This is a genomic window from Pseudomonas sp. LTR0 (genome assembly GCF_036630035.1).
In the GTDB taxonomy this organism is placed as follows: domain Bacteria; phylum Pseudomonadota; class Gammaproteobacteria; order Pseudomonadales; family Pseudomonadaceae; genus Aquipseudomonas; species Aquipseudomonas putida_Y.
In genome coordinates this window covers 1,364,439-1,391,206 of record NZ_CP123734.1, presented here as the reverse complement: position 1 = coordinate 1,391,206, position 26,768 = coordinate 1,364,439, and the positions used below count along the sequence as shown (strand labels likewise).

General features: G+C 62.2%; 20 protein-coding genes. 11 read left to right on the top strand and 9 right to left on the bottom strand.

The annotated features are described in order from the left end of the window. The first annotated feature begins 198 nt into the window (after positions 1 to 198). The gene (locus QCL51_RS06465; RefSeq protein ID WP_012051554.1) at positions 199 to 471 is read left to right on the top strand and encodes a hypothetical protein; all 273 of its coding nucleotides are present in this window, start codon (positions 199 to 201) and stop codon (positions 469 to 471) included. Positions 472 to 542: 71 nt separating this feature from the next. On the opposite strand, the gene QCL51_RS06460 is transcribed toward QCL51_RS06465, so the two are convergent. Beyond that, positions 543 to 1,904, bottom strand: a complete 1,362-nt coding sequence (locus tag QCL51_RS06460; RefSeq protein ID WP_012051553.1) for a DEAD/DEAH box helicase — start codon at positions 1,902 to 1,904, stop codon at positions 543 to 545. A 103-nt stretch (positions 1,905 to 2,007) separates the two neighbouring features. Between QCL51_RS06460 and QCL51_RS06455 the strand changes: the two genes are divergently transcribed. Continuing rightward, positions 2,008 to 3,309: a mechanosensitive ion channel family protein gene (locus tag QCL51_RS06455; RefSeq protein WP_274118610.1), complete on the top strand. Its 1,302-nt coding sequence runs from the start codon at positions 2,008 to 2,010 to the stop codon at positions 3,307 to 3,309. Between the two features lie 41 nt (positions 3,310 to 3,350). On the opposite strand, the gene QCL51_RS06450 is transcribed toward QCL51_RS06455, so the two are convergent. The 3 genes from QCL51_RS06450 to QCL51_RS06440 form a co-directional block, all read right to left on the bottom strand. Next, positions 3,351 to 4,226 carry a carboxylate/amino acid/amine transporter gene (locus QCL51_RS06450; RefSeq protein WP_003254607.1) on the bottom strand — a complete coding sequence of 292 codons (876 nt, stop codon included), beginning with the start codon at positions 4,224 to 4,226 and terminating at the stop codon, positions 3,351 to 3,353. A 285-nt stretch (positions 4,227 to 4,511) separates the two neighbouring features. Then, positions 4,512 to 5,111, bottom strand: a complete 600-nt coding sequence (locus tag QCL51_RS06445) for an FMN-dependent NADH-azoreductase (RefSeq protein ID WP_021783415.1) — start codon at positions 5,109 to 5,111, stop codon at positions 4,512 to 4,514. 109 nt (positions 5,112 to 5,220) lie between these two features. Further along, positions 5,221 to 5,535, bottom strand: coding sequence for a hypothetical protein (locus QCL51_RS06440; RefSeq protein ID WP_028697750.1), 315 nt, complete (start codon positions 5,533 to 5,535; stop codon positions 5,221 to 5,223). A gap of 48 nt (positions 5,536 to 5,583) precedes the next feature. Here QCL51_RS06440 and QCL51_RS06435 point away from each other — a divergent pair, with 48 nt between their 5' ends. From QCL51_RS06435 to QCL51_RS06420, 4 genes are all read left to right on the top strand, one after another. Beyond that, entirely contained in the window at positions 5,584 to 6,507 is a 924-nt protein-coding gene (locus QCL51_RS06435; protein ID WP_003254610.1) for a LysR family transcriptional regulator, read from the top strand. A gap of 13 nt (positions 6,508 to 6,520) precedes the next feature. Further along, positions 6,521 to 7,333 carry an alpha/beta hydrolase gene (locus QCL51_RS06430; RefSeq protein ID WP_021783414.1) on the top strand — a complete coding sequence of 271 codons (813 nt, stop codon included), beginning with the start codon at positions 6,521 to 6,523 and terminating at the stop codon, positions 7,331 to 7,333. Continuing rightward, entirely contained in the window at positions 7,327 to 7,884 is a 558-nt protein-coding gene (locus tag QCL51_RS06425) for a peptidylprolyl isomerase (RefSeq protein ID WP_021783413.1), read from the top strand. Before QCL51_RS06430 ends, QCL51_RS06425 begins: the two co-directional genes overlap by 7 nt. Positions 7,885 to 7,946: 62 nt before the next feature. Further along, complete coding sequence (locus tag QCL51_RS06420) at positions 7,947 to 9,779, top strand: ABC transporter ATP-binding protein (protein WP_021783412.1); 1,833 nt, start codon at positions 7,947 to 7,949, stop codon at positions 9,777 to 9,779. 124 nt (positions 9,780 to 9,903) lie between these two features. Here QCL51_RS06420 and QCL51_RS06415 read toward each other — a convergent pair whose 3' ends face one another. Beyond that, entirely contained in the window at positions 9,904 to 11,031 is a 1,128-nt protein-coding gene (locus QCL51_RS06415) for a GNAT family N-acetyltransferase (RefSeq protein WP_325950520.1), read from the bottom strand. Between the two features lie 262 nt (positions 11,032 to 11,293). On the opposite strand from QCL51_RS06415, the gene QCL51_RS06410 reads away from it, so the two are divergent. After that, entirely contained in the window at positions 11,294 to 12,538 is a 1,245-nt protein-coding gene (locus tag QCL51_RS06410; RefSeq protein WP_274118612.1) for a putative porin, read from the top strand. 200 nt (positions 12,539 to 12,738) lie between these two features. Here the strand turns inward: QCL51_RS06410 and QCL51_RS06405 are convergent, their stop codons facing one another. After that, positions 12,739 to 13,860 carry a beta-ketoacyl-ACP synthase III gene (locus tag QCL51_RS06405; protein WP_021783409.1) on the bottom strand — a complete coding sequence of 374 codons (1,122 nt, stop codon included), beginning with the start codon at positions 13,858 to 13,860 and terminating at the stop codon, positions 12,739 to 12,741. A 174-nt stretch (positions 13,861 to 14,034) separates the two neighbouring features. After that, positions 14,035 to 17,940, bottom strand: coding sequence for an ATP-dependent RNA helicase HrpA (gene hrpA / locus QCL51_RS06400; RefSeq protein WP_021783408.1), 3,906 nt, complete (start codon positions 17,938 to 17,940; stop codon positions 14,035 to 14,037). A 437-nt stretch (positions 17,941 to 18,377) separates the two neighbouring features. Between hrpA and QCL51_RS06395 the strand changes: the two genes are divergently transcribed. After that, complete coding sequence (locus tag QCL51_RS06395; protein ID WP_028697748.1) at positions 18,378 to 19,742, top strand: glutamine synthetase family protein; 1,365 nt, start codon at positions 18,378 to 18,380, stop codon at positions 19,740 to 19,742. 24 nt (positions 19,743 to 19,766) lie between these two features. Next, the gene (locus tag QCL51_RS06390) at positions 19,767 to 21,074 is read left to right on the top strand and encodes an FAD-binding oxidoreductase (protein WP_021783406.1); all 1,308 of its coding nucleotides are present in this window, start codon (positions 19,767 to 19,769) and stop codon (positions 21,072 to 21,074) included. Between the two features lie 286 nt (positions 21,075 to 21,360). Here QCL51_RS06390 and fadD1 read toward each other — a convergent pair whose 3' ends face one another. Together fadD1 and fadD2 are read right to left on the bottom strand one after the other, a co-directional pair. After that, complete coding sequence (fadD1, locus tag QCL51_RS06385) at positions 21,361 to 23,058, bottom strand: long-chain-fatty-acid--CoA ligase FadD1 (RefSeq protein WP_103462166.1); 1,698 nt, start codon at positions 23,056 to 23,058, stop codon at positions 21,361 to 21,363. A gap of 332 nt (positions 23,059 to 23,390) precedes the next feature. Beyond that, a complete protein-coding gene (gene fadD2 / locus QCL51_RS06380) occupies positions 23,391 to 25,079 on the bottom strand; it encodes a long-chain-fatty-acid--CoA ligase FadD2 (protein WP_338444646.1) in 1,689 nt (562 codons plus the stop codon). Positions 25,080 to 25,297: 218 nt separating this feature from the next. Between fadD2 and QCL51_RS06375 the strand changes: the two genes are divergently transcribed. Further along, positions 25,298 to 26,242: an alpha/beta hydrolase gene (locus tag QCL51_RS06375; RefSeq protein WP_021783403.1), complete on the top strand. Its 945-nt coding sequence runs from the start codon at positions 25,298 to 25,300 to the stop codon at positions 26,240 to 26,242. 34 nt (positions 26,243 to 26,276) lie between these two features. Continuing rightward, positions 26,277 to 26,747, top strand: a complete 471-nt coding sequence (locus tag QCL51_RS06370; RefSeq protein WP_003254624.1) for a MaoC family dehydratase — start codon at positions 26,277 to 26,279, stop codon at positions 26,745 to 26,747. Positions 26,748 to 26,768 lie beyond the last annotated feature (21 nt).

The window sequence follows — 26,768 nt, the reverse complement described above, 5'->3', positions numbered from 1 at the left end:
ACAGCTGTACATACAATACCCCCTCTTTTCCTTCGAGACTAGAGCGATGTAGCGTGCTGCTCAACGGCGCTGGAGAGATACGGGAGCGTTTCAGAAACGGACTACCACCACCAAAGAATCTTCCATCGGTCGCAAGCCCTGAACTTCCCTGCCCCCACAGCCCTCCACCGGGCATCACCACCGCCGGAGGTTGAAAGGATGAAACCGCTACTGCCCATAGCCTGTGCCACTGCCCTGCTCTGCGCCCTGCCCGCTTGGGCCTGCACACCTGAAGAAGCAACACAAAAACGTGAGGAGTTGGCCGGGCTGGTCACTCAGTTGACCGAGCAGAACCCGCAAAAGGCCAAGGAGATCAATGATGAGCTCCAGGGGATGGATCTGGGGACGGCGAGCAAGGACTTGCCCGACAAGTGTCAGCTGATCGACCAGCGGATCAAGGAGTTGAAGCAGGCAGAGAAAAAGGCGGAGTGATCGTTCGTCGCCTGCGCACGCCCTTCGCAGATGCGAGTTTGCGTCGCTTCTGCAAAGGGCCGGCGTGAGTCTTATTCAGCAGCAGGCTTGCGCTTCTTAAGCGGTGCCAGGCCGTCAGCACTGGCCAGGGGCGCGTTGGCCTTCGGCTTGGCAGTAGGCTTGCGCTTGGCGGCAGCTTTCTTGTCGCCAGTTTTCTTCTCGACCTTTTTCTTCTTGCTGCCGGCCGCCTTGCCCGAGGCTTTGACTTTCTTCGGCCCGTTGTAGGTGCCCTTCACTTCCTTGATGACCCGGCGTTCGAACTGCTGCTTGAGGTAGCGCTCGATGCTCGACATCAGGTTCCAGTCGTTGTGGGTGATCAGCGAGATCGCCAGGCCTTCACCACCGGCACGGCCGGTACGGCCCACACGGTGGACGTACTCGTCACCGCTGCGTGGCATGTCGAAGTTGATCACCAGGTCCAGGCCGTCGATATCCAGGCCACGGGCTGCCACGTCGGTCGCCACCAGCACTTTGGAGCTGCCCTGTTTGAAGCGCTCGATGGCCAGCTTGCGGTCCTTCTGGTCCTTTTCGCCATGCAGCACGAAAGCCTTCACATCCTTGGCCACCAGGTGGCCGTAGATACGGTCGGCCATGGCGCGGGTGTTGGTGAAGATAATTGCCTTGTCGAAGGTTTCGTTGGCCAGCAACCACTGCGCGATCTGCTCTTTATGCTGGTCGTGGTCGGCGGTGATGATCTGCTGGCGGGTGCCTTCGGCCAGTTGCGAGACACTGTTGAGCATCAGGTGCTCAGGGTCTTTCAGCACTTTGCCGATGATGTCGCGCAGGGCTGCGCCACCCGTGGTGGCCGAGAACAGCAAGGTCTGCTCGCGGTTCTCGCACTCCTTGCACAGGCGCTCCATGTCTTCGGCAAAGCCCATGTCGAGCATGCGGTCGGCTTCGTCCAGAATCAGGACCTGCACGTGGGACAGGTCGAGGTTGCCGGCATTGAGTTGCTCGAGCAGGCGACCCGGGGTGCCGATCAGCACGTCGGGCACCTTGCGCAGCATGGCGGCCTGTTCCTTGAAGTCTTCGCCGCCAGTCACCAGGCCCGACTTGATGTAGGTGAACTGCGAGAACAGCTGCACCTGCTTGAGGGTTTGCTGGGCCAGTTCACGGGTCGGCAGCAGGATCAACGCGCGAATCTCGACACGCGGGCCGCTGAGGTCGACCAGACGGTTGAGCAGCGGCAGTACGAAGGCCGCCGTCTTGCCGCTGCCGGTCTGCGCAGTCACACGCAGATCACGCCCTTGCAGGGCCAGGGGGATGGCCGCGGCCTGCACCGGGGTTGGCTCGACAAATTTAAGCTCGGCCACGGCTTTAAGCAGGCGTTCATGCAGGGCGAATTGGGAGAACACGGAGGTAACCTCAGACAAGTGCGGGAAATTCAGTTGCATAGGGTAACGTTTTCTGCCGCCTTAGCCGAATTTCTTTTGGCAACTTTGTCGCTATCCGCGCTCTAATACAGCTTCGTTTCGCAACAAGACTGTACGCAAGCCCATGGATATCCAACAAATCTGGCGTGATTCCCTCGACCTGTGGGGCACCCTCGATCAACATCCAATGCTGCACGCCGCCATCGGTCTGGCGGCACTGCTGCTCATTTCCCTGATAGTCGGCCGCCTGGCGCGCTTCCTGGTACTGCAAGGCGGGCGCCTGTTGGCCCGTCAGCATGCGCTGAAGTGGCTGGACGACCTGCGCCACAACAAGGTGTTCCATCGCCTGGCACAAACGACCCCGTCACTGGTGCTGCAATTCGGCCTTAAGCTGGTACCCGAGCTGTCCGACACCGCCCAGCACTTCCTCGGCAATGTCGCCCTGGCCTTTACCCTGCTGTTCATGACCATGGCGCTGTCATGCCTGCTGGATGCCCTGCTCGACATCTATGCCCGCACCGAACACGCCCGCACCCGCTCGATCAAGGGTTACGTGCAGCTGGCCAAGCTGATGTTGTGGATCTTCGCCTCGATCGTCATCGTCGCCACCCTGATCGACCGCTCGCCGCTGTTACTGCTGTCCGGCCTGGGTGCAATGTCGGCGGTGCTGCTGTTGGTGTACAAGGACACCCTGCTGTCATTCGTCGCCAGCGTGCAGTTGACCAGCAACGACATGCTGCATGTGGGTGACTGGATCGAAATGCCGCAGGTAGGCGCCGATGGCGACGTGGTAGACATCACCTTGCACACGGTGAAAGTGCAGAACTTCGACAAGACCCTCGTTTCCATCCCCACCTGGCGCCTGATGAGCGAGTCATTCCGCAATTACCGCGGCATGCAGCAGTCCGGTGGCCGACGCATCAAGCGCAGCCTGTTCATCGACGCCGGCGGCGTACGCTTTCTCTCCCGCGAAGAAGAGCAGCGCCTGAGCCAGGTGCGGCTGCTGGGTGACTACCTGACCGCCAAGCGCCAGGAACTGCAGAGCTGGAACGAGGCGCTGGGGCCGGTGGCGGAGCTGTCAGCCAACCGCCGCAAGCTGACCAATATCGGTACCTTCCGTGCCTTTGCCCTGGCTTACCTGCAGAACCACCCCAACGTACACAAGAACATGACCTGCATGGTGCGGCAGATGCAGACCACGGCCGAAGGCGTGCCGCTGGAGATTTACTGCTTCACTACCACCACGGCGTGGGAAGAGTACGAGCGGATTCAAGGCGATATCTTCGACTACCTGCTGGCGGTGTTGCCGGAGTTTGGCCTGAGCCTGTATCAGCAGCCGAGTGGCAATGACATGCGGGTGGGGTTGGCCGGGCGTACGGCGGCGGAGCCGATGCTGCGTCGCATTGAAGATATGAGCGAGGCCTGAGATTGCCGGGGCTGCCCTGCAGCCCCGGATCAACGGGCGCGTCAGGCCTTGCCGGCCAGCGGCGCCTGTGCGCGCCCACCCAGGCGGCTCAGCCACACCGACGCCAGGATGATCCCCCCGCCGATGAACAGCCGCCCCAGCGGCTCGTGCTGGTTCCAGATCAACAGGTTCAGCAGCAGCCCTACCGGCACATGCAGGTTGTTCATGACCGCCAGCGTACCGCCAGAAACCAGGCATGCACCTTTGTTCCACCAGTACAGCCCCAGCGCCGTCGGGCACAGCCCCAGGAACAACAGCACCAGCCATTGCACATCCGTGCTCGGCAAGTGCTGAGTGTTGCCGAACAGCAAGAAGGCCGGCAGCACCACCAGCAACGCGCCGAGGTAAAAGTACCCGAAGCGGGCGTAGTGTGGCAGGTCACTGGGGTGGCGAGCGACCAGGTGGCGGTACAGCACCTGGCCAGCAGCATAAGTGAAGTTGGCCAGTTGCAGCAGCAGGAAGCCGATGAAGAACTCGCCGCTGATGCTGTCGAAGCGGATCACGGCGGCACCGGCCACGGCGACCAGCGCGGCCACTAGCGCCCAAGCGTTGAAGCGCCGGTTCAGGGCATCTTCGATCAAGGTCACGTGCAGCGGCGTGAGGATGGTGAACAGCAGCACCTCCGGTACGGTAAGCACCCGGAAGCTGAGGTACAGGCAGACATAGGTGATGCCGTACTGCAGCGCGCCAATCAGCAGCATGGAACGCATGAAGCGTGGCTCGACCTGGCGCCAGCGGGTCAGCGGCAGGAACACCAGGCCGGCCAGCAGCACCCTGGCGAGCACTGCGAAATAGCTGTCAACGTGCCCGGCCAGGTACTCGCCGATCAGGCTGAAGGAAAACGCCTGGATCAGCGCGACGATTATCAGGTAGCCCATGGTTGTCTCTCGTGAATCAAGGCCGCGACCTTAGCGGGTTGCGACGAATGAGTTCAACCATGAGGAATGTAGGGGCTGTACCGGCCTCTTCGCGGGCACGCCCGCTCCCACAGGGACCTGCTATATCTTCCGGCGAATGGAGGCCCTGTAGGAGCGGGTTTACCCGCGAAGAGGCCAGCACTGATGCCCTAAAAATCCCAGGCATAAAAAAGCCCGGCCATACAGGCCGGGCAGGTACACCCAAAGGAGCAAAAACAGGTGTCAGGGTTGGGAATTCGTGAAACCTCAGGCCACCGCCGCTAGCTTGGCCTTGGCCTGGCTGACGCCCTTCTCGTGGAACTCGCCGCTCATGTTCAAGCCTTCGGCATGGATGAAGTCGACATCGTGGATGCCGATGAACGCCATCACCTGGCGCAGGTACGGTTCCTGGTGGTCACTGCTGGCGCCAGCATGGATGCCGCCACGGGCAGTCAGGACGATGGCGCGCTTGCCGGTCAGCAGGCCTTGCGGGCCTGTCGGGGTGTACTTGAAGGTGATACCCGCACGCAGCACGTGGTCCAGCCAGGCTTTCAGGGTGCTGGGGATGGTGAAGTTGTACATGGGCGCAGCCATCACCAGCACGTCAGCCGCCAGCAATTCATCCGTCAGTTCGTTGGAACGGGCCAGGGCCTCCAGTTCGGCGGCGGTGCGCTGTTCTTCAGGCTTCATCCAGCCACCCAGCAGATTGGCGTCCAGGTGCGGCACCGGGTTTACGGCCAGGTCACGCACGCTGATCTGATCGGCTGGGTGAGCGGCCTGCCATTGCTGGATGAAATCTTTGGTCAGCTGACGGGAAACGGAATCCTGCTGGCGGGCGCTGCTTTCGATGATCAGTACGCGGGACATGGGGTGCCTCCATCGGCAAAAAAGGGTGCGATTCGATGGAGGTGAGATTAAGGCTTGACCTATCGATAAAAAAGCGTAAAAAGTGGGTCCAATCTATCGATTAATCAGTTTATTCCGCACTGCAGTTCAAGGCGATGCGCAGTTTGATGATTTGCCGATTGAATTTGGCGGTGACATCGACGCTTTTACCCGCCGGTACGTTCACCCGGCGCACCCGCGGTGCCTCCGGGCCATTGCGAAAGGTCACCTTGCACGCCGCCGGGACCTGCCCATAGTTGTTGAGGGTGATGGCGCCAATGTCATAGGCCGTGTCATAGGCGGTGTAGTCGAGCTTGACCCCGGTCAGCTCCTTCTCCACATCGATGGGATAAGCCATGGCCCCGAGGGGCAGGCACATCAGTATTGCCGCACAATATTTCTTCATGGGCCGCTCTCCTTGAAAGAGCGCAGCTTAGGACAACAGGAGCGAAAGATGAAAGCGCCGCGCGTAACCCTTGACCAGTGGCGAACCCTGCAAGCAGTGGTCGATCACGGCGGGTTTGCCCAGGCCGCCGAGGCCTTGCACCGCTCGCAGTCATCGGTCAGCTACACCGTGGCCCGCATGCAGGAGCAACTGGGCGTGCCGCTGCTGCGCATCGATGGGCGCAAGGCGGTGCTGACCGAGGCCGGCAATGTGCTGCTGCGCCGCTCGCGCCACCTGGTCAAACAGGCCAGCCAGCTCGAAGACCTGGCCCACCACATGGAACAAGGCTGGGAAGCCGAGGTGCGCCTGGTGGTCGATGCCGCCTACCCCAGTGCCCGCTTGGTGCGCGCGCTGGCTGCGTTCATGCCGCAAAGCCGCGGCTGCCGGGTGCGCCTGCGTGAAGAGGTGCTGTCTGGCGTGGAGGAAGTGATGCACGAAGGCATCGCCGATCTGGCCATCAGCAGCTACAGCATCGGCGGCTACCTGGGTGCCGAATTGAGCGCCGTGGAGTTCATCGCCGTCGCCCACCCCGAGCACAGCCTGCACCGCCTGGGACGTGAACTGACCTTCCAGGACCTGGAAAGCCAGCTGCAGGTGGTGATCCGCGATTCCGGCCGCGCCCAACCGCGTGACGTGGGCTGGTTGGGCGCCGAGCAGCGCTGGACCGTCGGCAGCCTGGGCACCGCCGCCACCTTTGTCAGCAGCGGCCTGGGCTTTGCGTGGCTGCCCCGTCACATGATCGAGCGCGAGCTGCGCGAAGGCGTACTAAAGCCATTGCCGCTGGATCAGGGTGGCAGCCGCCACCCACTGTTCTACCTTTATTCGAGCAAAGAGAAGACCCTGGGACCGGCCACGCAGATTCTCATCGACCTGCTGCGCAATTTCGACACCGCGCCACTGGACGTGCCCTTCGCAGCCCCCCCGCAAGCCTGAGAGGACCGCGCCCATGGCCTATTTCGAACACGAAGGATGCACGCTGCATTACGAGGAATATGGCCAGGGCGAACCCCTGGTGTTGCTGCACGGCCTGGGCTCCAGCTGCCAGGACTGGGAGTTGCAGGTGCCGGTGCTCAGCCGCCACTATCGGGTGATCCTCATGGACATCCGCGGCCACGGTCGCTCCGACAAGCCCTCTGACGGTTACCAGATCGCCACCTTCAGTGCCGACCTGCTGGCCCTGCTCGAGCACTTGCACACAGGGCCGGTGCACTTCGTCGGCCTGTCCATGGGCGGCATGGTCGGCTTCCAGTTTGCCGTCGACCACCCGCAATGGTTGCGCAGCCTGTGCATCGTCAACAGCGCCCCCGAGGTCAAGCGCCGCACCCGCAGTGACTGGGCGTGGTGGCTCAAGCGCTGGAGCCTGGCGCGCATCCTCAGTGTCGAAACCGTCGGCAAGGGGCTGGCCGAGCGGCTGTTCCCCAAGCCACAACAAGCAGACCTGCGGCAGAAGATGGCCCAGCGCTGGGCGCGCAACGACAAACGCGCCTACCTCAAGAGCTTCGACGCTATCGTCGACTGGGGCGTGCAGGAACGCATCGGGCAGATCCACTGCCCTACTCTGGTGATCGCCGCCGACCACGATTACACGCCGATACAACTCAAAGAGCGCTACGTCGCCCTAATACCCAACGCCAGGCTGGTCGTCGTCGACGATTCCCGGCACGCTACACCCCTCGATCAACCCGAGGTCTTCAACCAGACCCTGCTGCAGTTCCTCGCAGCCGTTTCCACCTCTCAAGGATCTTTGAGCCCATGCTGAAAAAACTCCTGCTCACCGCCTGCTCGGTCGCCTTCGCCACCAGTGTCATGGCTTCCGACAAGACCCCGCACGTCATGCTGGACACCAGCTTCGGCCAGGTCGAAATCGAGCTGAACGCCGAGAAGGCACCGATCAGTACCAAGAACTTCCTGGAGTACGTCGACAGCGGCTTCTACAACAACACCATCTTCCACCGCGTGATCCCGGGGTTCATGGTCCAGGGCGGCGGTTTCACTGACCAGATGGTGCAGAAGAACACCAACGACCCAATCAAGAACGAGGCCAGCAACGGCCTGCAGAACACCCGCGGCACCCTGTCGATGGCGCGCACGTCCAACCCGAACTCAGCCACCAGCCAGTTCTTCATCAACGTCGCCGACAACGACTTCCTCAACCCGGGCCGCGACGCCGGTTATGCGGTGTTCGGCAAAGTGACCAAGGGCATGGAAGTGGTCGACCAGATCGTCAACTCGCCCACCACCATCAAAAAAGGCATGCGCGACGTACCGGCCGATCCGGTCTATATCAAGTCCGCCAAACGTATCGACTGACTGCAGGCTTCACAAGGATGTGAAACCGCCTGAGGGTCGGACGAACAGGAGTGTTGTCGACCATGCTGTACCGTCGTTTCGAAAGACTGATCGATATTTTCCGCGCGGCACCGAGCGAAGCCCCCCCGAGCACGGTGTGGCCGTTCTATCTGTACTACCTGCGCCAGGTATGGCCTGCTTTTCTCGCGCTGCTGGTGGTTGGCCTGTTCGCCTCGCTGATCGAGGTGGCGATGTTCAGCTACCTCAGCCGCATCATCGACCTGGCCCAGGGTACGCCCAATGCCAACTTCTTCAGCGAGCACAGCGGCGAGCTGATCTGGATGCTGGTGGTGATCCTGCTGCTGCGGCCAGTGTTCTTCGGCCTGCATGACCTGCTGGTGCACCAGACCATCAACCCTGGCATGACCAGCCTGATCCGCTGGCAGAACCATACCTACGTGCTCAAGCAGAGCCTGAACTTCTTCCAGAGCGACTTTGCCGGGCGCATTGCCCAACGCATCATGCAGACCGGCAACTCGCTGCGCGACTCCGCCGTGCAGGCCGTGGACGCGTTATGGCATGTGCTGATCTACGCCATTACGTCGCTGGTGTTGTTTGCCGAGGCCGACTGGCGCCTGATGCTGCCGCTGCTGATGTGGATCATCGGCTACATCGCCGCGCTCTGCTACTTCGTGCCGAGGGTGAAGGAACGCTCGGTGATTTCTTCCGACGCCCGCTCCAAGCTCATGGGGCGTATCGTCGATGGCTACACCAACATCGCCACCCTCAAGCTGTTCGCCCACACCGACTACGAACAGCAATACGCTCGCGAAGCAATCCGCGAACAAACCGAAAAAACCCAGCTGGCCTCACGGGTGGTCACCAGCATGGACGTGGTCATCACCACCCTCAACGGCCTGCTGGTGGCCACCACCACGGGCCTGGCGCTGTGGCTGTGGAGCCAGTCGCTGATCACCGTCGGCGCCATCGCCCTGGCCACTGGCCTGGTGATCCGCATCGTCAACATGTCAGGCTGGATCATGTGGGTGGTCAACGGCATTTTCGAGAACATCGGCATGGTGCAGGACGGCCTGCAGACCATCGCCCAGCCGGTCACCGTCACCGACAGGCCCAATGCGCCGGCACTGAAGGTCAGCCGCGGCGCGGTGCGTTTCGATGACGTCGACTTCCATTACGGCAAGGCTGCCAATGTCATCGAAGGGCTTAACCTGGACATCCGCCCTGGTGAGAAAATTGGCTTGATCGGCCCATCAGGGGCAGGCAAGTCGACCCTGGTCAACCTGCTGTTACGCCTGTACGACGTGCAGGGTGGGCGCATCCTGATCGACGGCCAGGACATTGCCGAGGTCAGCCAGGCCAGCTTGCGTGCGCAGATCGGCATGATCACCCAGGACACCTCGCTGTTGCACCGTTCGATCCGCGACAACTTGCTGTATGGTCGCCCAGATGCCAGCGAGGCGGAGTTGATCGAAGCCGTGCGCCGTGCCCGCGCCGACGAGTTCATCCCGCAACTGTCGGATGCCCAGGGGCGTACCGGCTTCGATGCCCATGTGGGGGAGCGCGGGGTCAAGTTGTCGGGCGGTCAGCGTCAGCGTATCGCCATTGCCCGGGTCCTGTTGAAGAATGCGCCGATCCTGATCATGGACGAGGCCACTTCAGCGCTGGACTCGGAGGTGGAGGCTGCCATCCAGGAAAGCCTGGAGACGCTGATGCAGGGCAAGACGGTGATTGCCATCGCCCACCGGCTTTCCACCATTGCCCGTATGGACCGGTTGGTAGTGCTGGACAAGGGACGAATTGCCGAAAGTGGCAGCCACAGTGAGTTGCTGGAACAGCAAGGGCTGTATGCCCGGTTGTGGCACCACCAGACCGGGGGCTTTGTCGGGGTCGATTGACGCTTGCACCAGCCTCTTCGCGGGCTCGCCCGCTCCCACAAGATCACCACAGGCCTCAGAACTGTGCAATACCTGTGGGAGCGGGCAAGCCCGCGAAAAGGCCAGCACAGGCAACACAAAACGCTCAGTCCCGGCGGTAGGGCAACATCCCCCGCGCCTCCTCGGCATACCCCCTGACCCCTTCCCGTTCCTGCAGCAGAAAGTCCTCCACCGCCCGCCGCAACCCCGGATGCAGCAGGTAATGCCACGACCGCGTCAACACCGGCTCGAAACCGCGAATCAACTTGTGCTCCCCCTGCGCCCCGGCATCGAAACGCTGGTAACCCTCGGCAATGGCAAAGTCCATGCCCTGATAGAAACACGTCTCGAAATGCAGCCGGTCGAACTCATCCAGGCAGCCCCAGTAGCGGCCAAACAGGCTGTCACCGCCCACCAGGCTCAAGGCCATGGCCACATCTCGCCCACCCTGGCGGGCCATCACCACGCGCACAGCCTCGGGCATGCGTTCGGCCAGCAGGCTGAAAAACTCGCGGGTCAGGTAAGGCGCCCGACGGCGTACCGCATAGGTGTTGGCGTAACACAGGAAGACGAAGTCCCACTGTGCTTCATCCAGTTCGTCGCCCCGATACCAGCGAAAGTCGATGCCTTGCCCCGCCACCTGCTCGCGTTCCTTGCGCATCTGCTTGCGCTTGCGCGAGCTAAGACTGTCGAGAAAGTCCTGAAAGTCGCGGTAACCGTGATTGCGCCAATGAAACTGGCACCCCAACCGCTCCATCCACCCCGGCAAGCCAGCCATCTGCGCATCCAGCTGCGGGTCGGTGAAGTTGATGTGCGCCCCTGACAACCCACCCTTACCCAGGTATTCCGGTAGCGCCTGTAGCACCAGCAAGCCGTCGGCTGGGTCGGCAGCCAGCAAACGCGGGCCACTGACCGGGCTGAACGGCACGGCGCCGAGCAGCTTGGGGTAGTAGGCGATACCGGCCCGCTCACAAGCGTCGGCCCAACCATGATCGAACACATACTCGCCAAACGAGTGCCATTTGCGGTAAGCGGGCAACAGCGCCCGCACCTGCCCGTCACGCTCCAGCACCAGGTGCTCGGGAGCCCAGCCAGTGCTACGCGCCACACTGCCGCTGTCCTCCATTGCACTGAGAAAAGCATGGCGCAGGAAGGGTTGACCGGCTGGCACATGGGCATCCCAGGTGGCTGTCGAGAGATCACGCAGATGGGCAAGGCTGTACAGGCTGGTCACATTTTCGGCTCGCTGTCTGAAGACCGTCAGTATCCCCAAGGAAGGCCCGTCGCTCAAATGACGAACGCCGGGTTGATCCCTTCATTCTCAATTACTTAACAACAGTGCCACTAATCAGACATTAATCTGTCATTGACCCCCGCAATACTTGCGCCTGTTTTCCGGATCCACAGAACCTGTCTACTCAGGCCCTTTCCGAAGACATGCCAACGCAGGGGCAGGCGCTTGAGCCTCCCCCATTTTTTTCAGTAGGGAGAACCTTATGCGTCTTGTTTCCACACTTACCGGAGTAAGCCTCACCGGCATGATGCTGGCCCTGAGTGCCCCGGCCAGTGCTGCTGTCGACGCCAAGCTGCTCGAAATGCTCCGCGCCAATGGCTCGATCAACCAGGCGCAGTACAACGAACTGCAGGGCGACCTGGCAAAAGAAACCAAGGAAAAGGCCGACCAGAAAGCTCAGTCCGAACGTATGAGCTCCTTCGAACAAAAAGTGGCATGGGCCGCCAAGACCCAGATCAAGGGTGACGTGCGTCTGCGTTACGAAGACGTCAACGTCGACGACCCGAACAGCAGCAGCGGCAACCAGGACCGCCAGCGCGTGCGTGCCCGTGTCGGCTTCTACAGCGAGATCAACCCGCAGGTCGACGCCGGGGTTCGTATCGCCACTGGCAGCAGCGCTGACCGACGTTCGACCAACCAGAGCTTCGACAACTACTTCGACAAGAAGTCGCTGTGGGTCGACCTGGCCTACCTTGACTGGCACCCGACTGCAGTCCCTAACCTGCACCTGATTGGCGGCAAGATGCAACAGCCTTGGGTGAGCATGGGCGACATCATCTGGGATGGCGACATCAACCCGGAAGGTGTGGCTGCGACTTACAAGGCTGACCTGGGCGGGGCCGAGGTCTTTGCCAGCGCCGGTCAGTACACCCTGAAGGACAACGTCGATGGTGACGGCGTCCAGTACAAGCACGATGCGCAGGTTTACCACGGCCAGTTGGGCGCCAAGTTTGCGCCGGCCGACGTGCTCAAGCTCACCGTGGGTGCCAGCATCTATGGTTACGACAACGACAAGGAAGCAACCATCCTGCAGTCGTTCGGCAACACCACCAACGAGTTCAATCTGGTGGAAGGCTTTGGCCAGATCGATTTCACCGGCTTGGCCATTCCGTTGTCGGCCTACGGCCAGTACGTGAAGAACACCGACAGCACCGACGGCGAAGATCAGGCCTGGCTGGCTGGCCTGAAAACCAAAATGGGTGCCTGGAGCCTGGACTACAACTACCGCGATGTGCAGCGTAACGCGGTGGTCAGCCTGTTCACCGATTCGGACTTCGGCAACGGCTACACCGGTTCGCGCGGTCATAAGTTCAAGGTCGGTTACGAAATCGACAAGAACTTCTCCCTGGGTGCTGCCTACCTGATGGCCAAGACCGACCTGTCGCAGCTGCCGAACAGCAATGCTGACGTAGACACCCTGCAGGTTGATCTGGAAGCCAAGTTCTAAACAACACCCTGCTCTGCTTCACCTGAAGCGGGAAATGCCGACCCCATCCGGCGTTTCCCGCTTCTTTTTGCCTGTGTGAAATGCGCCGGCACCTTCGCGGGCTTCCCCGCTCCCACAGGATCACAACAAACCTTGAGCACTGTGCCGTACCTGTGGGAGCGGGCGAGCCCGCGAAGAGGCCGTAACAAGCGCCTGATGAATCAGCGCTTGCGCAGAATCACGCTACCAATCGAATACCCCGCACCAAACGAGCTCAACACGCCCAACGAGCCCTTGGCCAGGTCATCCTGGTACAGGTGGAAGGCAATCACCGACCCCGCCGAGCTGGTATTGGCGTAACGGTCCAGAATCACCGGTGCATCTTCCTCGGCCACTTCACGCCCCAACAGCTTCTTGACGATCAGGTGGTTCATGCTGAGGTTGGCCTGGTGCAACCAGAATCGCTTCACGTCGCTCGGCTGCAGCCCGTTCTCCTCCAGGTGCTCACCGATCAGCTCGGCCACCTTCGGGCATACCTCGCGGAACACCTTGCGGCCTTCCTGGATGAACAGCTTGTCCGCAGCGCCTTCGCCCTCTTCCGCTGCACGGTTAAGGAAGCCGAAGTTGTTGCGGATGTTGTTGGAGAACTCAGTCCAAAGCTTGCTGCTGACGACATCGAACTGGTGCGCCGAAGTGGCCTGGTCGGCACGCTCCAGCAACACGGCGGTGGCAGCATCGCCAAATATGAAATGGCTGTCACGGTCACGGAAGTTGAGGTGACCGGTGCACACTTCGGGGTTGACCATCAGCACTGCCCGCGCCTGGCCCAGCGCTACGCTGTTGGCGGCGGTCTGGATGCCGAAGGTGGCCGACGAGCAGGCCACGTTCATGTCGAAGGCAAAGCCCTGGACACCCAGTGCCTGTTGCACTTCGATGGCGATGGCCGGGTACGGGCGCTGCAAGTTGGAGCAGGCGACGATCACCCCGTCGACATCGGCCGCCGTTCGGCCTGCGCGCTCCAGGGCCTGGCGGGCAGCGGCCACGGCCATTTCACACAGCACCGACGGTTCATCGTTGCTGCGCTCAGGCAAGCGCGGCTTCATGCGCTGCGGGTCGAGGATACCGGCCTTGTCCATGACAAAGCGGCTTTTGATGCCCGAGGCCTTTTCGATAAACGCCGCGTCGGAGAGCGGCGCCGCCTCGACTTCACCGCGCTCGATGGCGGCAGCGTTGTCCTGGTTGAACTGCTGCGACCAGGCGTTGAAGGAAGCCACCAGCTCTTCGTTGGAAATGCTCTGGGCCGGGGTGTACAGGCCGGTGCCGCTGATCACGACGTTATGCACGGTCGTTCCTCTGGTCAAAGGCCATCGCCACAAGGCGCTGGCTGGGAATATGACAGGTTAATGGCACTTTAGTGCCAATTCAGGGGCGTACATTTACCCCTGCGGGGCGGGCTTACCCGCCAAGGGCCGCAAAGCGGCCCCAAACGCCCCAAAGTTTGCCACAAATAATGAAGGTTAGCCTTCCACCTGACTCCATTGTTTGCTCAATCGCTTGTCAGAAATCGGTACCTTGGTCCCCAACTGCTGGGCGAACAGCGACACGCGATATTCTTCCAGCCACCAGCGGTACAGCGCCAGTTGCTCATCGCGCTTGCCTTCCTGGGCATGCTTGTCGGCACGGGCCTTGTACTGCGCCCACAAATTGGCCAACTCGCCGCTCCACACCCGGTCCTTCTGTACTTGCGAGCCGAGTTTTTCGAGACGCAATTCAACCGCCTTGAGGTAACGCGGCAACTCCTTGAACCACACCCCAGGCGTTTCGCGGACGAAGCCCGGGTACACCAGGTTGCCTAGCTGCTGCTTGATGTCGTTCAGTGCCACCGCTTGGCTCAGGTCGATCTTGCCCTTGAAGCGTTTTTGCAGACCATGCCACAGCTTCAGCACTTCCAGGGTCTGCCTTGCCAGGCGCTCGGCATGCTCGGCCCAGCTGCCGCGCTTGCGTTCAGCCAGCGCGGCCAAGGCCGCGCCATCACGTGGCAACGGTTGTTCGCCTTCAAGGATGCAACTGTCCAGGCTGGCCAGCAGAATGTCTTCGACCAGCGCCTCGACCCGCCCCATTTCACGGTACAGCAGGCCCAGCTCGGTCAGCCCCGGCAGCTTGCCGCGCAGGAACTTGGCCGGCTCGGCCAACTGCTGCAGCAACAGCCGTTGCAATGCGCGGCGGTGCTGAAACTCGGCTTCGGCCTGGGTCGAGAAGCGCCCTTCACGCACGGTGCCGTTGTCTTCCACCAGCGCCGGGTACACGGTCATCGACAGGCCGGCGATCTTCTGCTGGGCGGTCTGCTTCACTTCGCTGAAGGCCTTGGCTTGCACCGGCTGCTCACCCTTGGCGTCACGCGGCACGGCCAAGGCAGCCTGGCTGGCGGCAGCAAAGCGCGCGGTCAGTTCCGCCAGGTCGCGGCCTTCGCCAAGGAACTTGCCCTGACCATCGACCACTTCGATGTTCATGCGCAGGTGGCCTTCGACCTGGTTGACCGACTCGTCCCAGGCCTCGTCCGACACACGCGCACCGGTCATGCGCAGCAGCTCCTGGCCCAGGGCCTGCGGGAGCGCCCCTTGGCCGAAGGTCATGCGCGCCAGCGAAGCCTTGACGAAGTCAGGTACCGGGACAAAGTTCTTGCGCAGGGCCTTGGGCAGGTTGCGCACCAGCGCCACGCACTTGGCCTCCAGCAGGCCCGGCACCAGCCACTCCAGGCGCTCGCCCGGCAGGCTCGGCAACAGCGGCGCCGGCACCCGCACCGTCACACCATCGCGGGGGTGGCCGGGCTCGAAGTGGTAGCTCAGCGGCAGACGCAAATCGCCCACCTGCATACTGTCGGGGTACTGTGCGGCGGTCACTTCGCTGGCCTCGCGGGCCAGCACGTCCTCCTCGCGCATGATCAGCAGGTTGGCGTCCTTTTGGCTGCCCATGCGGTACCAACTGTCGAAGGTCGCCGTCTGGTGGATTTCTGCCGGCAGGCGCGCTTCGTAAAAAGCGTACAGCGTTTCTTCGTCAGCCAGAATGTCACGCCGGCGAGCCTTGGCTTCCAGCTCGTCCAGCTCTTCAAGCAGGCGCTTGTTGGCCGCCAGGCACTTGGCCCGCGACTGGATTTCGCCACCCACCAGGCCTTCGCGGATAAACAGCTCGCGCGAGGTCGCCGGGTCGATCGGGCCGTAGTGCACTGGCCGGCGGCCGACCAGGATCAGCCCGTAGAGGGTGATCTGCTCGTAGGCCACTACCTGCCCGCGCTTCTTCTCCCAGTGCGGCTCGAAATGGTTTTTCTTGATCAGGTGGCCGGCCAGCGGTTCGATCCAGTCCGGCTCGATCTTGGCCACCATGCGCGCATACAGCTTGGTGGTTTCGACCAGCTCGGCAGCCATGACCCACTGCGGGCGCTTGCGCCCCAGGCCCGACGACGGATGCACCCAGAAGCGCCGCTGGCGTGCGCCCTGGTAGTCGCCCTCTTCGGTCTTCTGGCCAATCTGGCTGAGCAGCCCGCTGAGGATTGCCTTGTGCAGCTTCTGGTAATCGGTCGGTTCCTTGTTCACCGTCAGTTGCAGGTCGCGGCAAATCAGCGCCAACTGACGATGAGCATCGCGCCACTCGCGCAGCCGCAAGTAGTTCAGGAACTGCTTGCGGCACCAGTTGCGCAGCGGGTTGGCGGTCAGCGCCTGGCGTTGTTCCTCGAAACCACGCCACAGGTTGACCAGCGCAGCGAAGTCCGAGTCCACGTCCTTCCACTGTGCGTGCGCCTGATCGGCGGCCTGCTGGCGTTCTGGAGGGCGTTCACGCGGGTCCTGCACCGACAGCGCGCTGGTGACGATCAGCACTTCCTGCAGGCTGCCCAGGCGCGCGCCTTCAAGCAGCATGCGGCCCAGCCGCGGGTCGATCGGCAAGCGCGCCAGCTGGCGGCCAATTGGCGTCAGCTGGTTCTCGCGGTTAACCGCCGAAAGCTCCTGCAACAGGTTGAAGCCGTCGCTGATGGCTTTGCCATCTGGCGGCTCGATGAACGGGAAGGCATCGATTGCGCCCAGGCGCAGGTGCAACATCTGCAGGATCACCGCCGCCAGGTTGGTGCGCAGAATCTCCGGGTCGGTAAACGCTGGCCGGCTGTTGAAATCCTCTTCGCTGTAGAGACGCACGCAAATGCCCGGCTCGACCCGGCCGCAACGGCCTTTTCGCTGGTTGGCACTGGCCTGTGACACCGCCTCGATCGGCAGGCGCTGGACCTTGGCGCGGTAGCTGTAGCGGCTGATGCGCGCAGTACCGGTGTCGATCACATAGCGGATGCCCGGCACGGTCAGCGAGGTTTCGGCGACGTTGGTGGCCAGCACCACGCGGCGCCCGGTGTGCGGTTGGAAGATACGCTGCTGCTCGGCCGGCGACAGGCGCGCGTACAGCGGCAAAATCTCGGTATGGCGCAGTTGCGCCTTGCGCAGGATCTCGGCGGCATCACGGATTTCCCGCTCGCCCGGCAGAAAGATCAGCACATCGCCCGGGCCCTTGCCTTCGCTGCGTTCGTGCTGCGCCAGCTCGTCGAGGGTGGCAAGGATGGCCTGGTCGACCGTGAGGTCGTCCTCGATCTGGTTGCCCTCTTCGTCCTGTTCGCTGGTCAGCGGGCGGTACCAGGTGTCCACCGGGAAGGTGCGCCCGGACACCTCGATGATCGGCGCACCGTCGAAGTGCCTGGAAAAGCGCTCCAGGTCGATGGTGGCCGAGGTAATGATCAGTTTCAGGTCCGGTCGGCGATGCAGCAACGTTTTCAGGTAGCCGAGCAGGAAGTCGATGTTCAGGCTGCGCTCGTGCGCTTCGTCGACGATGATCGTGTCGTAGCGCTCAAGGAAGCGGTCGTGCTGGGTTTCGGCCAGGAGGATGCCGTCGGTCATCAGCTTGACCAAGGTGTTGGAATCGCTCTGGTCTTCGAAACGCACCTGGTAGCCGACCAGCGCGCCCAAGGGCGTGCCCAGCTCTTCGGCGACCCGCGCTGCCACGCTACGCGCTGCGATCCTGCGTGGCTGGGTATGGGCGATCAACCCATGGCTGCCACGGCCAAGCTCAAGGCAGATCTTCGGCAACTGGGTCGTCTTGCCAGAGCCGGTTTCGCCGGCGATCACCAACACCTGGTTTTCGGCCAAGGCCTTCTTGATTTCGTCACGCTTGGCGGCGATGGGCAGGTTGTCGTCGTAGCGTACGGTCGGCACGCTCTGCTGACGCGCGGTGACCTGAGCGCAGGAGGCCTGGACCTTCTCCACCCACTGCGCCAGCTTCGCCTCGTCGGGGCGCTTGCGCAGTTCGTGCAGTTGCCGGCGCAGGCGATGGCGGTCGGCAATCATGGCGTGGTCGAGGTTTTGCAGCAGTTTGTCGATGGCGTGGTCAGTCATGGGGCTTTTTAGTGATGCAGGTGAGCCTGCTTTTTCATGATCGGCATTCGGAAAGTCGGGCGATTGTCGCAGATTTGCAGATTCTCTGCTGCTTGCACGCTCCCGGGCGAATGTTTAGCCAAGTGCGATGTAAAGGTTGCCATTCACTGCTTTAATCAACCTTACGCCGCATGTGAGTATCAAAGGCATGACTCCCGCCCAGCCCATCGCCCCACCGTCGTCCCGCCCTTCGCTGCCGAAGGCCCGGAGGCGTGCCGGGGAAAATCCGCTGGTCCACATCATCCTCGCCTTCTGGGCCTTGTGGCACTGCCGTCACGCGCGCCCACCGGACACCTCGCTCACGCCATTGTGACCAAACCCGGCCACCTTCTGGCCGTTTGACTCATCCGGGCCGCCTGCTTGCGCGGTGGCCCTGCGCGCCCATGAGCGAATTGATCATGCACTTTGCCCCTGTAGAGCAGGCTACCCGTTTTCTGGCCGACAACCCCGATATCGAGCTGTTTGAACTGTTCATCCTCGACGCCAACGGCGTGCCACGCGGCAAACTGTTGCACCGCGAGGAACTGCTGGCCGTGTACCAGACCGGCCGGCCACTGCCCAGCACCATCCTTGGCCTGACCCTCAATGGCGACGACGTGGAAAACTCCGGCCTGGTGTGGGACGTCGGCGATATCGACTGCCGTGCCTACCCGCTTGACGGCAGCCTGGTGCGCCTGCCCTGGCGCCGGGTGCCCACCGCCGCAGTGCAGGTGAGCATGCACCCCAAGGAGGGCCTGCCCGCCAGCATCGCTGACCCACGCCATGTGCTGCTGCGCACCATCGAAGCGCTGAAGGCTGACGGTTATCACCCGGTGATGGCCTGCGAGCTGGAGTTCTACCTGCTTGACCAGCAGCGTGATGCCCAAGGCCGCCCACAACCGGCGCTGGACAACGACGGCGGCCGCCCCCGCAGCACCCAGGTCTATGGCCTGCGCGAACTGGAGCAGATCGAACCGTTCCTCGCCGACCTGTACGCTGCCTGCAAGGCCCAAGGCATCCCGGCGCGCACGGCCATTTCGGAGTACGCCCCCGGCCAGGTGGAAATCACCCTGGAGCATGGCGATGCGCTGCAGGCGATGGACCAGGCGGTGCGCTACAAACGCCTCGTAAAAGGTGTGGCCCATGCCCACGGCATGCAGGCCTGCTTCATGGCCAAGCCATTCGCCCAGCTGGCCGGCACCGGCATGCACATGCACCTGAGCCTGGCCGACAGCGACGGCAACAACCTGTTTGCCAGCGAAGACAAGGCCGGCACCCCGCTGCTGCGCCAGGCCGTGGCCGGCATGCTGCGCCACCTGCGCGACTCGCTGTTGCTGTTCTGCCCCAACGCCAACTCGTACCGCCGTTTCCAGGCCAACAGCTATGCGCCACTGGCGCCAACCTGGGGCGTGGACAACCGCACCGTGAGCCTGCGCGTGCCGGGTGGCCCGGCCAACAGCCGGCATGTGGAGCACCGCATCTGTGGCGCTGATGCCAACCCTTACCTGGCTGCAGCGGCGATCCTTGCTGCCAGCCACCGGGGCATCCGCGAACAGCTTGACCCAGGCGCCCCCGTTGAAGGCAACGGCTATGCCCAGGCCACCGAACACCTGCCCACCGACTGGCTGACCGCCCTCGACGCCCTGCAACATTCCGATTGGGCCCGCGAAGCATTGGGCGAAGACTTCCTTGGCGTGTACCTGAAGGTCAAGCGCGCCGAGTACCGCCAGTTCATGGCCGAAGTCAGCGAACAGGACTGGCGCTGGTACCTGCACCAGGCCTGAGCCCCCACATAACAAGGAACACCCATGAACGCAGCATTGAACAACGGCCCGGCGCAGCGCGCGCCGTCCTATTACAGCGCCACCCTCAACGACCACAGCGAGTACCCGCAACTCAAGGGCACAGTACAGGTGGATGTGGCGATCATCGGCGGTGGTTTTACGGGCGTGGCCACGGCAGTGGAACTGGCCGAGCGCGGCCTGAAGGTCGCCATAGTCGAAACCAACCGCATCGGCTGGGGCGCCAGCGGGCGCAACGGTGGCCAGGTCACCGGCAGCCTGTCGGGCGACGAAGCCATGCGCGCACAGATGCGCAACCACCTGGGCGCCGAAGTCGACGATTTCATCTGGCACTTGCGCTGGCGCGGGCACCAGGTGATCGAGCAGCGCGTGGCGCGCTATGGCATCGATTGCGACCTCAAGCGTGGCCACCTGCATGCAGCCATGAAGCCTTCGCACATGAACGAGCTGCGTGCGTTCGAGGCCGAAGCACGGCGCCGCGGCATGGGCGAGCAGGTGCAACTGCTCGACCGCTCTGCAGTGGCGGAGCATCTGCAAAGCCCGCTTTATCTGGGCGCGTTGAAGAACCTGCGCAACCTGCACCTGCACCCACTCAACCTGTGCCTGGGCGAAGCCCGTGCCGCACATGGCCTGGGTGCACTGATATTCGAAAATTCCGAAGTACTGGACATCGTCCATGGCCCGCGCCCGGCGGTGGTTACCGCCCACGGCCGGGTGGAGGCACGCCAGGTGATGTTGGCCGGTGATGTGTATCACAAGCTGGAAAAGCGCCAGCTCAAGGGCAAGATCTTCCCAGCCATGGGCGGTATCGTCACCACCGCGCCGCTGGGTGAACTGGCCGAGCAGATCAACCCCCAGGACCTGGCGGTGTACGACTGCCGCTTCGTCCTCGACTACTACCGCCTGACGGCCGACAAGCGCCTGCTGTTCGGCGGCGGCGCCAACTACTCGGGCAAGGACTCACGCGACATCGAAGGCGAATTGCGCCCCTGCATCGAACGCACCTTCCCGGCATTGAAGGGGGTGCCGATCGAGTTCCAGTGGAGCTGCGCCATGGGCATCGTGGTCAACCGCATCCCGCAGTTGGGCAAGCTGTCGGACAACGTGTGGTACTGCCAGGGTTACTCGGGGCATGGCATTGCCACCAGCCACATCATGGGTGAAATCATGGCCGAGGCGTTGACCGGGACGCTGGAGAAGTTCGACACCTTCGCCCAGTGCAAGCATGTGCGGGTGCCGATGGGGGACTTGCTGGGGAATCCGCTGCTGGCGGCGGGGATGTGGTACTACCAGATGCTCGAGAAGCTGCGCTGAGTTGCGCGGATGTAGGAGCGGGTTTACCCGCGAAAGGGCCGGCCCTGCTGACCGATATCCACCCGCCGTTCACCGTTGTCGCCACTACCGTATTCGCGGGTAAACCCGCTTCTACAGGGGCTCACAATGTCTGAAGACGGCGCCGCATCTTATTGTGGGGCCTTGTGTCGCGAAAGGGGCGCATAGCGCCCCCAACCATTGTCGCATCGCCGCCAAAATCCCAGGGCCGCGTCGCGGCCCTTTCGCGACACGAGGCCGCTGCCACACTGAGCGTGCAGGTTTATGGTCAGGCGATCTTCTTCAAGCCTTGCTTCTTGAGCTCTTCGTCACGCAGTTCGCGGCGCAGGATCTTGCCCACGTTGGTGGTTGGCAGCGAATCGCGGAACTCTATGTAGCGCGGTACCTTGTAACCGGTAACGTTGGCACGCATGTGCTCCATTACCTGTTCCTTGGTCACGGTCATGCCCGGCTTGACCACGATGAACACCTTGATCACTTCACCCGACTTCTCGTCCGGCACACCAATGGCCGCGCACTGCAGCACGCCCGGCAGGGCCGCCAACACGTCCTCCAGCTCGTTGGGGTACACGTTGAAGCCCGAGACCAGAATCATGTCTTTCTTGCGGTCGACGATACGCATGTAGCCATCCGCCTGTATCAGGGCGATGTCACCGGTCTTCAGCCAGCCTTCGCTGTCGAGAATCTCGGCCGTGGCGTCTTCCCGCTGCCAGTAGCCCTTCATCACCTGCGGGCCCTTGACGCACAGCTCGCCCACTTCGCCAAGCGGCAGCTCATTGCCGGCGTCGTCGATGATCTTGCACAGGGTCGACGGCACCGGAATGCCGATAGTACCCACCTGGTTCGCTTCCGACGGGTTCACCGCCGCCACCGGGCTGGTTTCGGTCATACCGTAGCCTTCGCAGATGGCGCAACCGGTAACGGCCTTCCAGCGCTCGGCCACGCTTAGCTGCAAGGCCATGCCGCCCGACAGGGTGATTTTCAGCGCCGAGAAATCCAGGGCTCGGAACGCCTCGTTATTGCACAAGGCAACGAACAGGGTGTTGAGGCCCACAAAGCCGCTGAACTTCCACTTGCCCAGTTCCTTGACCATTGCCGGCAAGTCTCGCGGGTTGCTGATCAGCACGTTGTGGTTGCCGATCAGCATCATCGCCATGCAATGGAAGGTAAACGCATAGATATGGTAAAGCGGCAGCGGAGTGATGAGGATTTCGCAGCCTTCGTGCAGGTTGGCGCCCATCAGTGCCCGGCACTGCAGCATGTTGGCCACCAGGTTGCGGTGCGTCAGCATGGCGCCCTTGGCCACGCCGGTGGTACCGCCGGTGTATTGCAGCACCGCCACGTCGTTGGCCTGCGGGTTGGCCTCGGTCACTGGCTGGCCCTTGCCCAGCGCCAGGGCGTCATTGAAACGCACGGCCTGCGGCAGGTTGTAGGCCGGCACCATCTTCTTCACGTACTTGATCACGCTGTTGATCAGCAGGCGCTTGAGTGGCGGCAGCAGGTCGGCCACTTCGGTGACGATAACGTGCCTGACCTGGGTTTTGGGCACCACTTTTTCGGCCAGGTGGGCCATGTTGGCCAGGCACACCAGGGCCTTGGCACCCGAGTCGTTGAATTGGTGTTCCATCTCCCGCGCGGTGTACAGCGGGTTGGTGTTGACCACGATCAGCCCGGCACGCATGGCACCGAAGACCGCGACCGGGTATTGCAGGACATTGGGCAATTGCACGGCAATACGGTCACCCGGCTTGAGGTCGGTATGCTGCTGCAGCCAGGCGGCAAACGCCCCCGACAACGCATACAACTCGCCATAAGTGATAGTCTTGCCCAGGTTGCTAAAGGCCGGTTTGTCGGCAAAGCGTTGGCAGGATTGCTTGAGTACCGCCTGGATATTGGGGAATTCGTCAGGATTGATTTCCGCCGTAATCCCGGCTGGGTACTTATCCTTCCAAAAATTTTCGATCATGGAAGCCCACTCCTTCAGCAACAGCGAAGTTCGATTCACGCGTCGATGCGCTTATTATTGATATGAGATGACGGTTCGTTGCAAACCGGATCATCTGGAAGCGGGCCGAGAGTAACAGCTTTGCCTGGGGTCGCCTAGAGGCCAAAATAGGCCTTACGGTCACAAAAATGACTCAATGAACAATACAAGTCATTTTTAGAGTAATTATCCAAAATGTCGCAGATAAGGCTGTATACAGCCTTTTAGAGCAGTTTAGAGGCATTCGCGGGTAAACCCGCTCCTACATCGGGCGGTGTAAGAGCGGATTTACCCGCGAAGAAGCCATCCTGGTATCACGCTATGTCGCGCAACTCACGCCGCAAAATCTTGCCCACCGGCGTCATCGGCAATGACTCGCGCAGCACAATGTGCTTGGGGACCTTGTAGCCGGTGAGGTTGGCCTTGCAGTAGGCCTTCAGCTCATCAACGCTCACCCCGCCCTCGCGCGGTACCACGAACAGCTTGACCGCCTCGCCTGAGCGCTCGTCCGGCACGCCGATTGCCGCACAGTTGGCGACCTTGGGATGCCCCATCACCACATCCTCGATTTCGTTGGGGTACACGTTGAAGCCCGAGACGATGATCATGTCCTTCTTGCGGTCGACGATGCGGGTGAAGCCGTCCGGGTCGATCACCGCGATATCACCGGTCTTGAACCAGCCTTCTGCATCCAGTGCCTGGGCCGTTGCCTCGGGCTGATGCCAGTAACCCTTCATGACCTGCGGGCCTTTGATGCAAAGCTCGCCCCGCTCGCCCAGCGGCAGTTCGTTACCGTCATCATCGATGACCTTGAACGAAGTACCCGCCACGGGGATACCCACCGTCCCCAGACGCGCCAGCTGGCCGTAAGGGTTGGTGCTGGCTACCGGCGAGGTTTCTGTCAGGCCGTAGCCTTCAACGATGCGGCACCCGGTAAGGTCTTCCCAGCGCTCGGCGGTCGCCTTGACCAGCGCTGTGCCACCAGAGTTGGTGACCTTCAGTGCCGAGAAGTCCAGCTGACGGAAGCCCGGGTGATCCATCAGTGCGACAAACAGGGTATTGAGGCCCAGCAAGGCCGAGAAACGCCATTTGCCCAGCTCCTTGATGAAACCGGGAATATCCCGCGGGTTGGTGATCAGCACGTTATGGTTGCCGGTCACCATCATGCACATGCAATTCGCGGTGAAGGCATAGATGTGATACAGCGGCAGCGGCGCGATCATCACCTCCTGGCCGTCCTTCAGCAGCTTCTGCCCATCGGGGCCGTGCTGCGAGAAGCAGGCCAGCACCTGCAGCATGTTGGCCACCAGGTTGCCATGGGTGAGCATGGCGCCCTTGGCCAGGCCGGTGGTGCCGCCGGTGTACTGCAGCACAGCGATGTCATCGAGGTTCAGCGACACCGGTTTGGGCGACAGCCCGCGGCCCTCGCGCAGCACCTGCTTGAACGGCACCGCCTGGGGCAACTGGTAAGCTGGCACCATCTTCTTCAACTTGTCGACCACGGTGTTGACCAGCCAGCCCTTGGCGGTCGGCAGCAGGTCGCCCATCTTTGCCTCGATCAGGTATTCGATACCGGTATCAGGCAGTACCTCCTGCACGCGCTTGCCGAACATGTTCAGGTACACCAGCGCACGCGCGCCGCTGTCCTTGAACTGGTGGCGCATCTCGCGCTCGGTGTACAGCGGATTGGTGTTGACCACGATCAGCCCGGCGCGCATGGCACCGAATACGGCGATGGGGTACTGCAGCACGTTGGGCATCTGCACGGCGATGCGCTCACCCGGTTTGAGGTCGGTGTGCTGATGCAACCAGGCAGCGAAGGCAGCCGAATGGCGCTCCAGTTCCGCGTAGCTGAGGGTCACGCCCAGGTTGCTGAACGCCGGGCGGTCGGCAAAGCGTTTGCAGGAGCGTTCGAACACCTCGACGACCGAGGCGTAGGCATTGATGTCGATGGTGGAAGGCACGCCCGCCGGGCGCTTGTCATTCCAGAAGTCGGCTTGCATTTATTATTGTTCCTCTGCCTGGACCTGCACTGCGTCCTTTAGTCCTTTACCTGATCGCCTGCTGGCGAAAAGGCGTTGATCCGACGTTAGCAGGTAAGCCCAAGGTGGCATATACGCCAAGTGCCGCCATTAACATTGTGAATCTTATTTGTGCCCCTCCTGCAATCCGGCCGGTTGTGCATACACTGTTCGGGTAACCGCGCGCACAAGGACCCGCCATGCCCCACGACGCCTTCTGGCTGCCCGCCAGTGAGCACTGCAGCCTGTACGTACACCAATGGCTGCCGGCCACACCGGTGAAGGCCGTGGTGCTGCTGGCCCATGGCATGGCCGAGCATGCCGGGCGCTACCAGCGCCTGGGCCAAGCCCTGAGCGAGGCCGGCTTTGCCCTGTTCGCAGCCGATCAGCGTGGCCACGGGCGCACTGCCGAACTGGGCAGCCTCGGCCTGTTCGCCCGACATCATGGCTGGAATGCCGTAGTCAACGACCTGGGATGTGTGGCCCAGCACATCGGCCAGCAGTACCCGTGCACGCCGCTGTTCCTGTTCGGCCACAGCATGGGCAGCTACATCGCCCAGGCCTACCTGCTGCATCACAGTGGCAGCCTGCACGGGGCCATCCTCAGCGGCTCCAACTACCAACCGGCCGTGCTGTACCGCTTTGCGCGGCTGATTGCCCGGCTGGAGTCCTGGCGCCAGGGGCCACTGGGCAAGAGTGCACTGATCGAATGGTTGTCCTTCGGTTCGTTCAACAACGCCTTCAAGCCCAACCGCACCGCATTCGACTGGCTCAGCCGCGACCCGGACGAGGTCGATCAGTACGTGAACGACCCGTTATGTGGCTTTCGCTGCACCAACCAGTTGTGGCTCGACCTGCTACAAGGCTTGGCGCAGATCAGTCAGCCGGGTAACCTCGCGCAAATCGATCCCAACCTGCCGATGCTGGTGATCGGCGGTGAATGTGATCCGGTCAGTGCCGGCAAGCGTCTCACCCACCTGGCCGACGCCCTGCGCGCGACCGGTAATCGACATGTACAGCTGCGCGTCTATCCGGAGGCGCGGCATGAAGTACTCAACGAAACCAACCGTGGCGAGGTCATCGCCGACATTCTCGGCTGGCTTGAACAGGCGCTGGCCCTTGGCCGCCCTGCACGCAGCGAATGATAGCCGCCCTCGCCCAACGCTTAAGGAAGCATTGATGTCCCAGGTCACCAACACGCCTTACGAAGCCCTCGAAGTCGGCCAGAAGGCCGAGTACAAGAAGTCCGTTGAAGAACGCGACATCCAGCTGTTCGCTGCGATGTCCGGTGACCACAACCCGGTTCACCTGGATGCCGAGTTCGCCGCCAAGAGCATGTTCCGCGAACGTATTGCCCACGGCATGTTCAGCGGCGCGCTGATCAGTGCTGCAGTGGCCTGCACACTGCCTGGCCCTGGCACCATCTACCTGGGCCAGCAGATGAGCTTCCAGAAGCCGGTGAAAATCGGCGACACCCTGACCGTGCGCCTGGAAATCCTCGAGAAGCTGCCCAAGTTCAAGGTGCGCATCGCCACCAACGTGTACAACCAGAACGACGAGCTGGTGGTCGCGGGTGAAGCCGAGATCCTGGCACCGCGCAAGCAGCAGACCGTCGAGCTGGTGTCGCCGCCGAACTTTGTGGCTAGCTGAAGTGTGATGCAGCCAGCACCT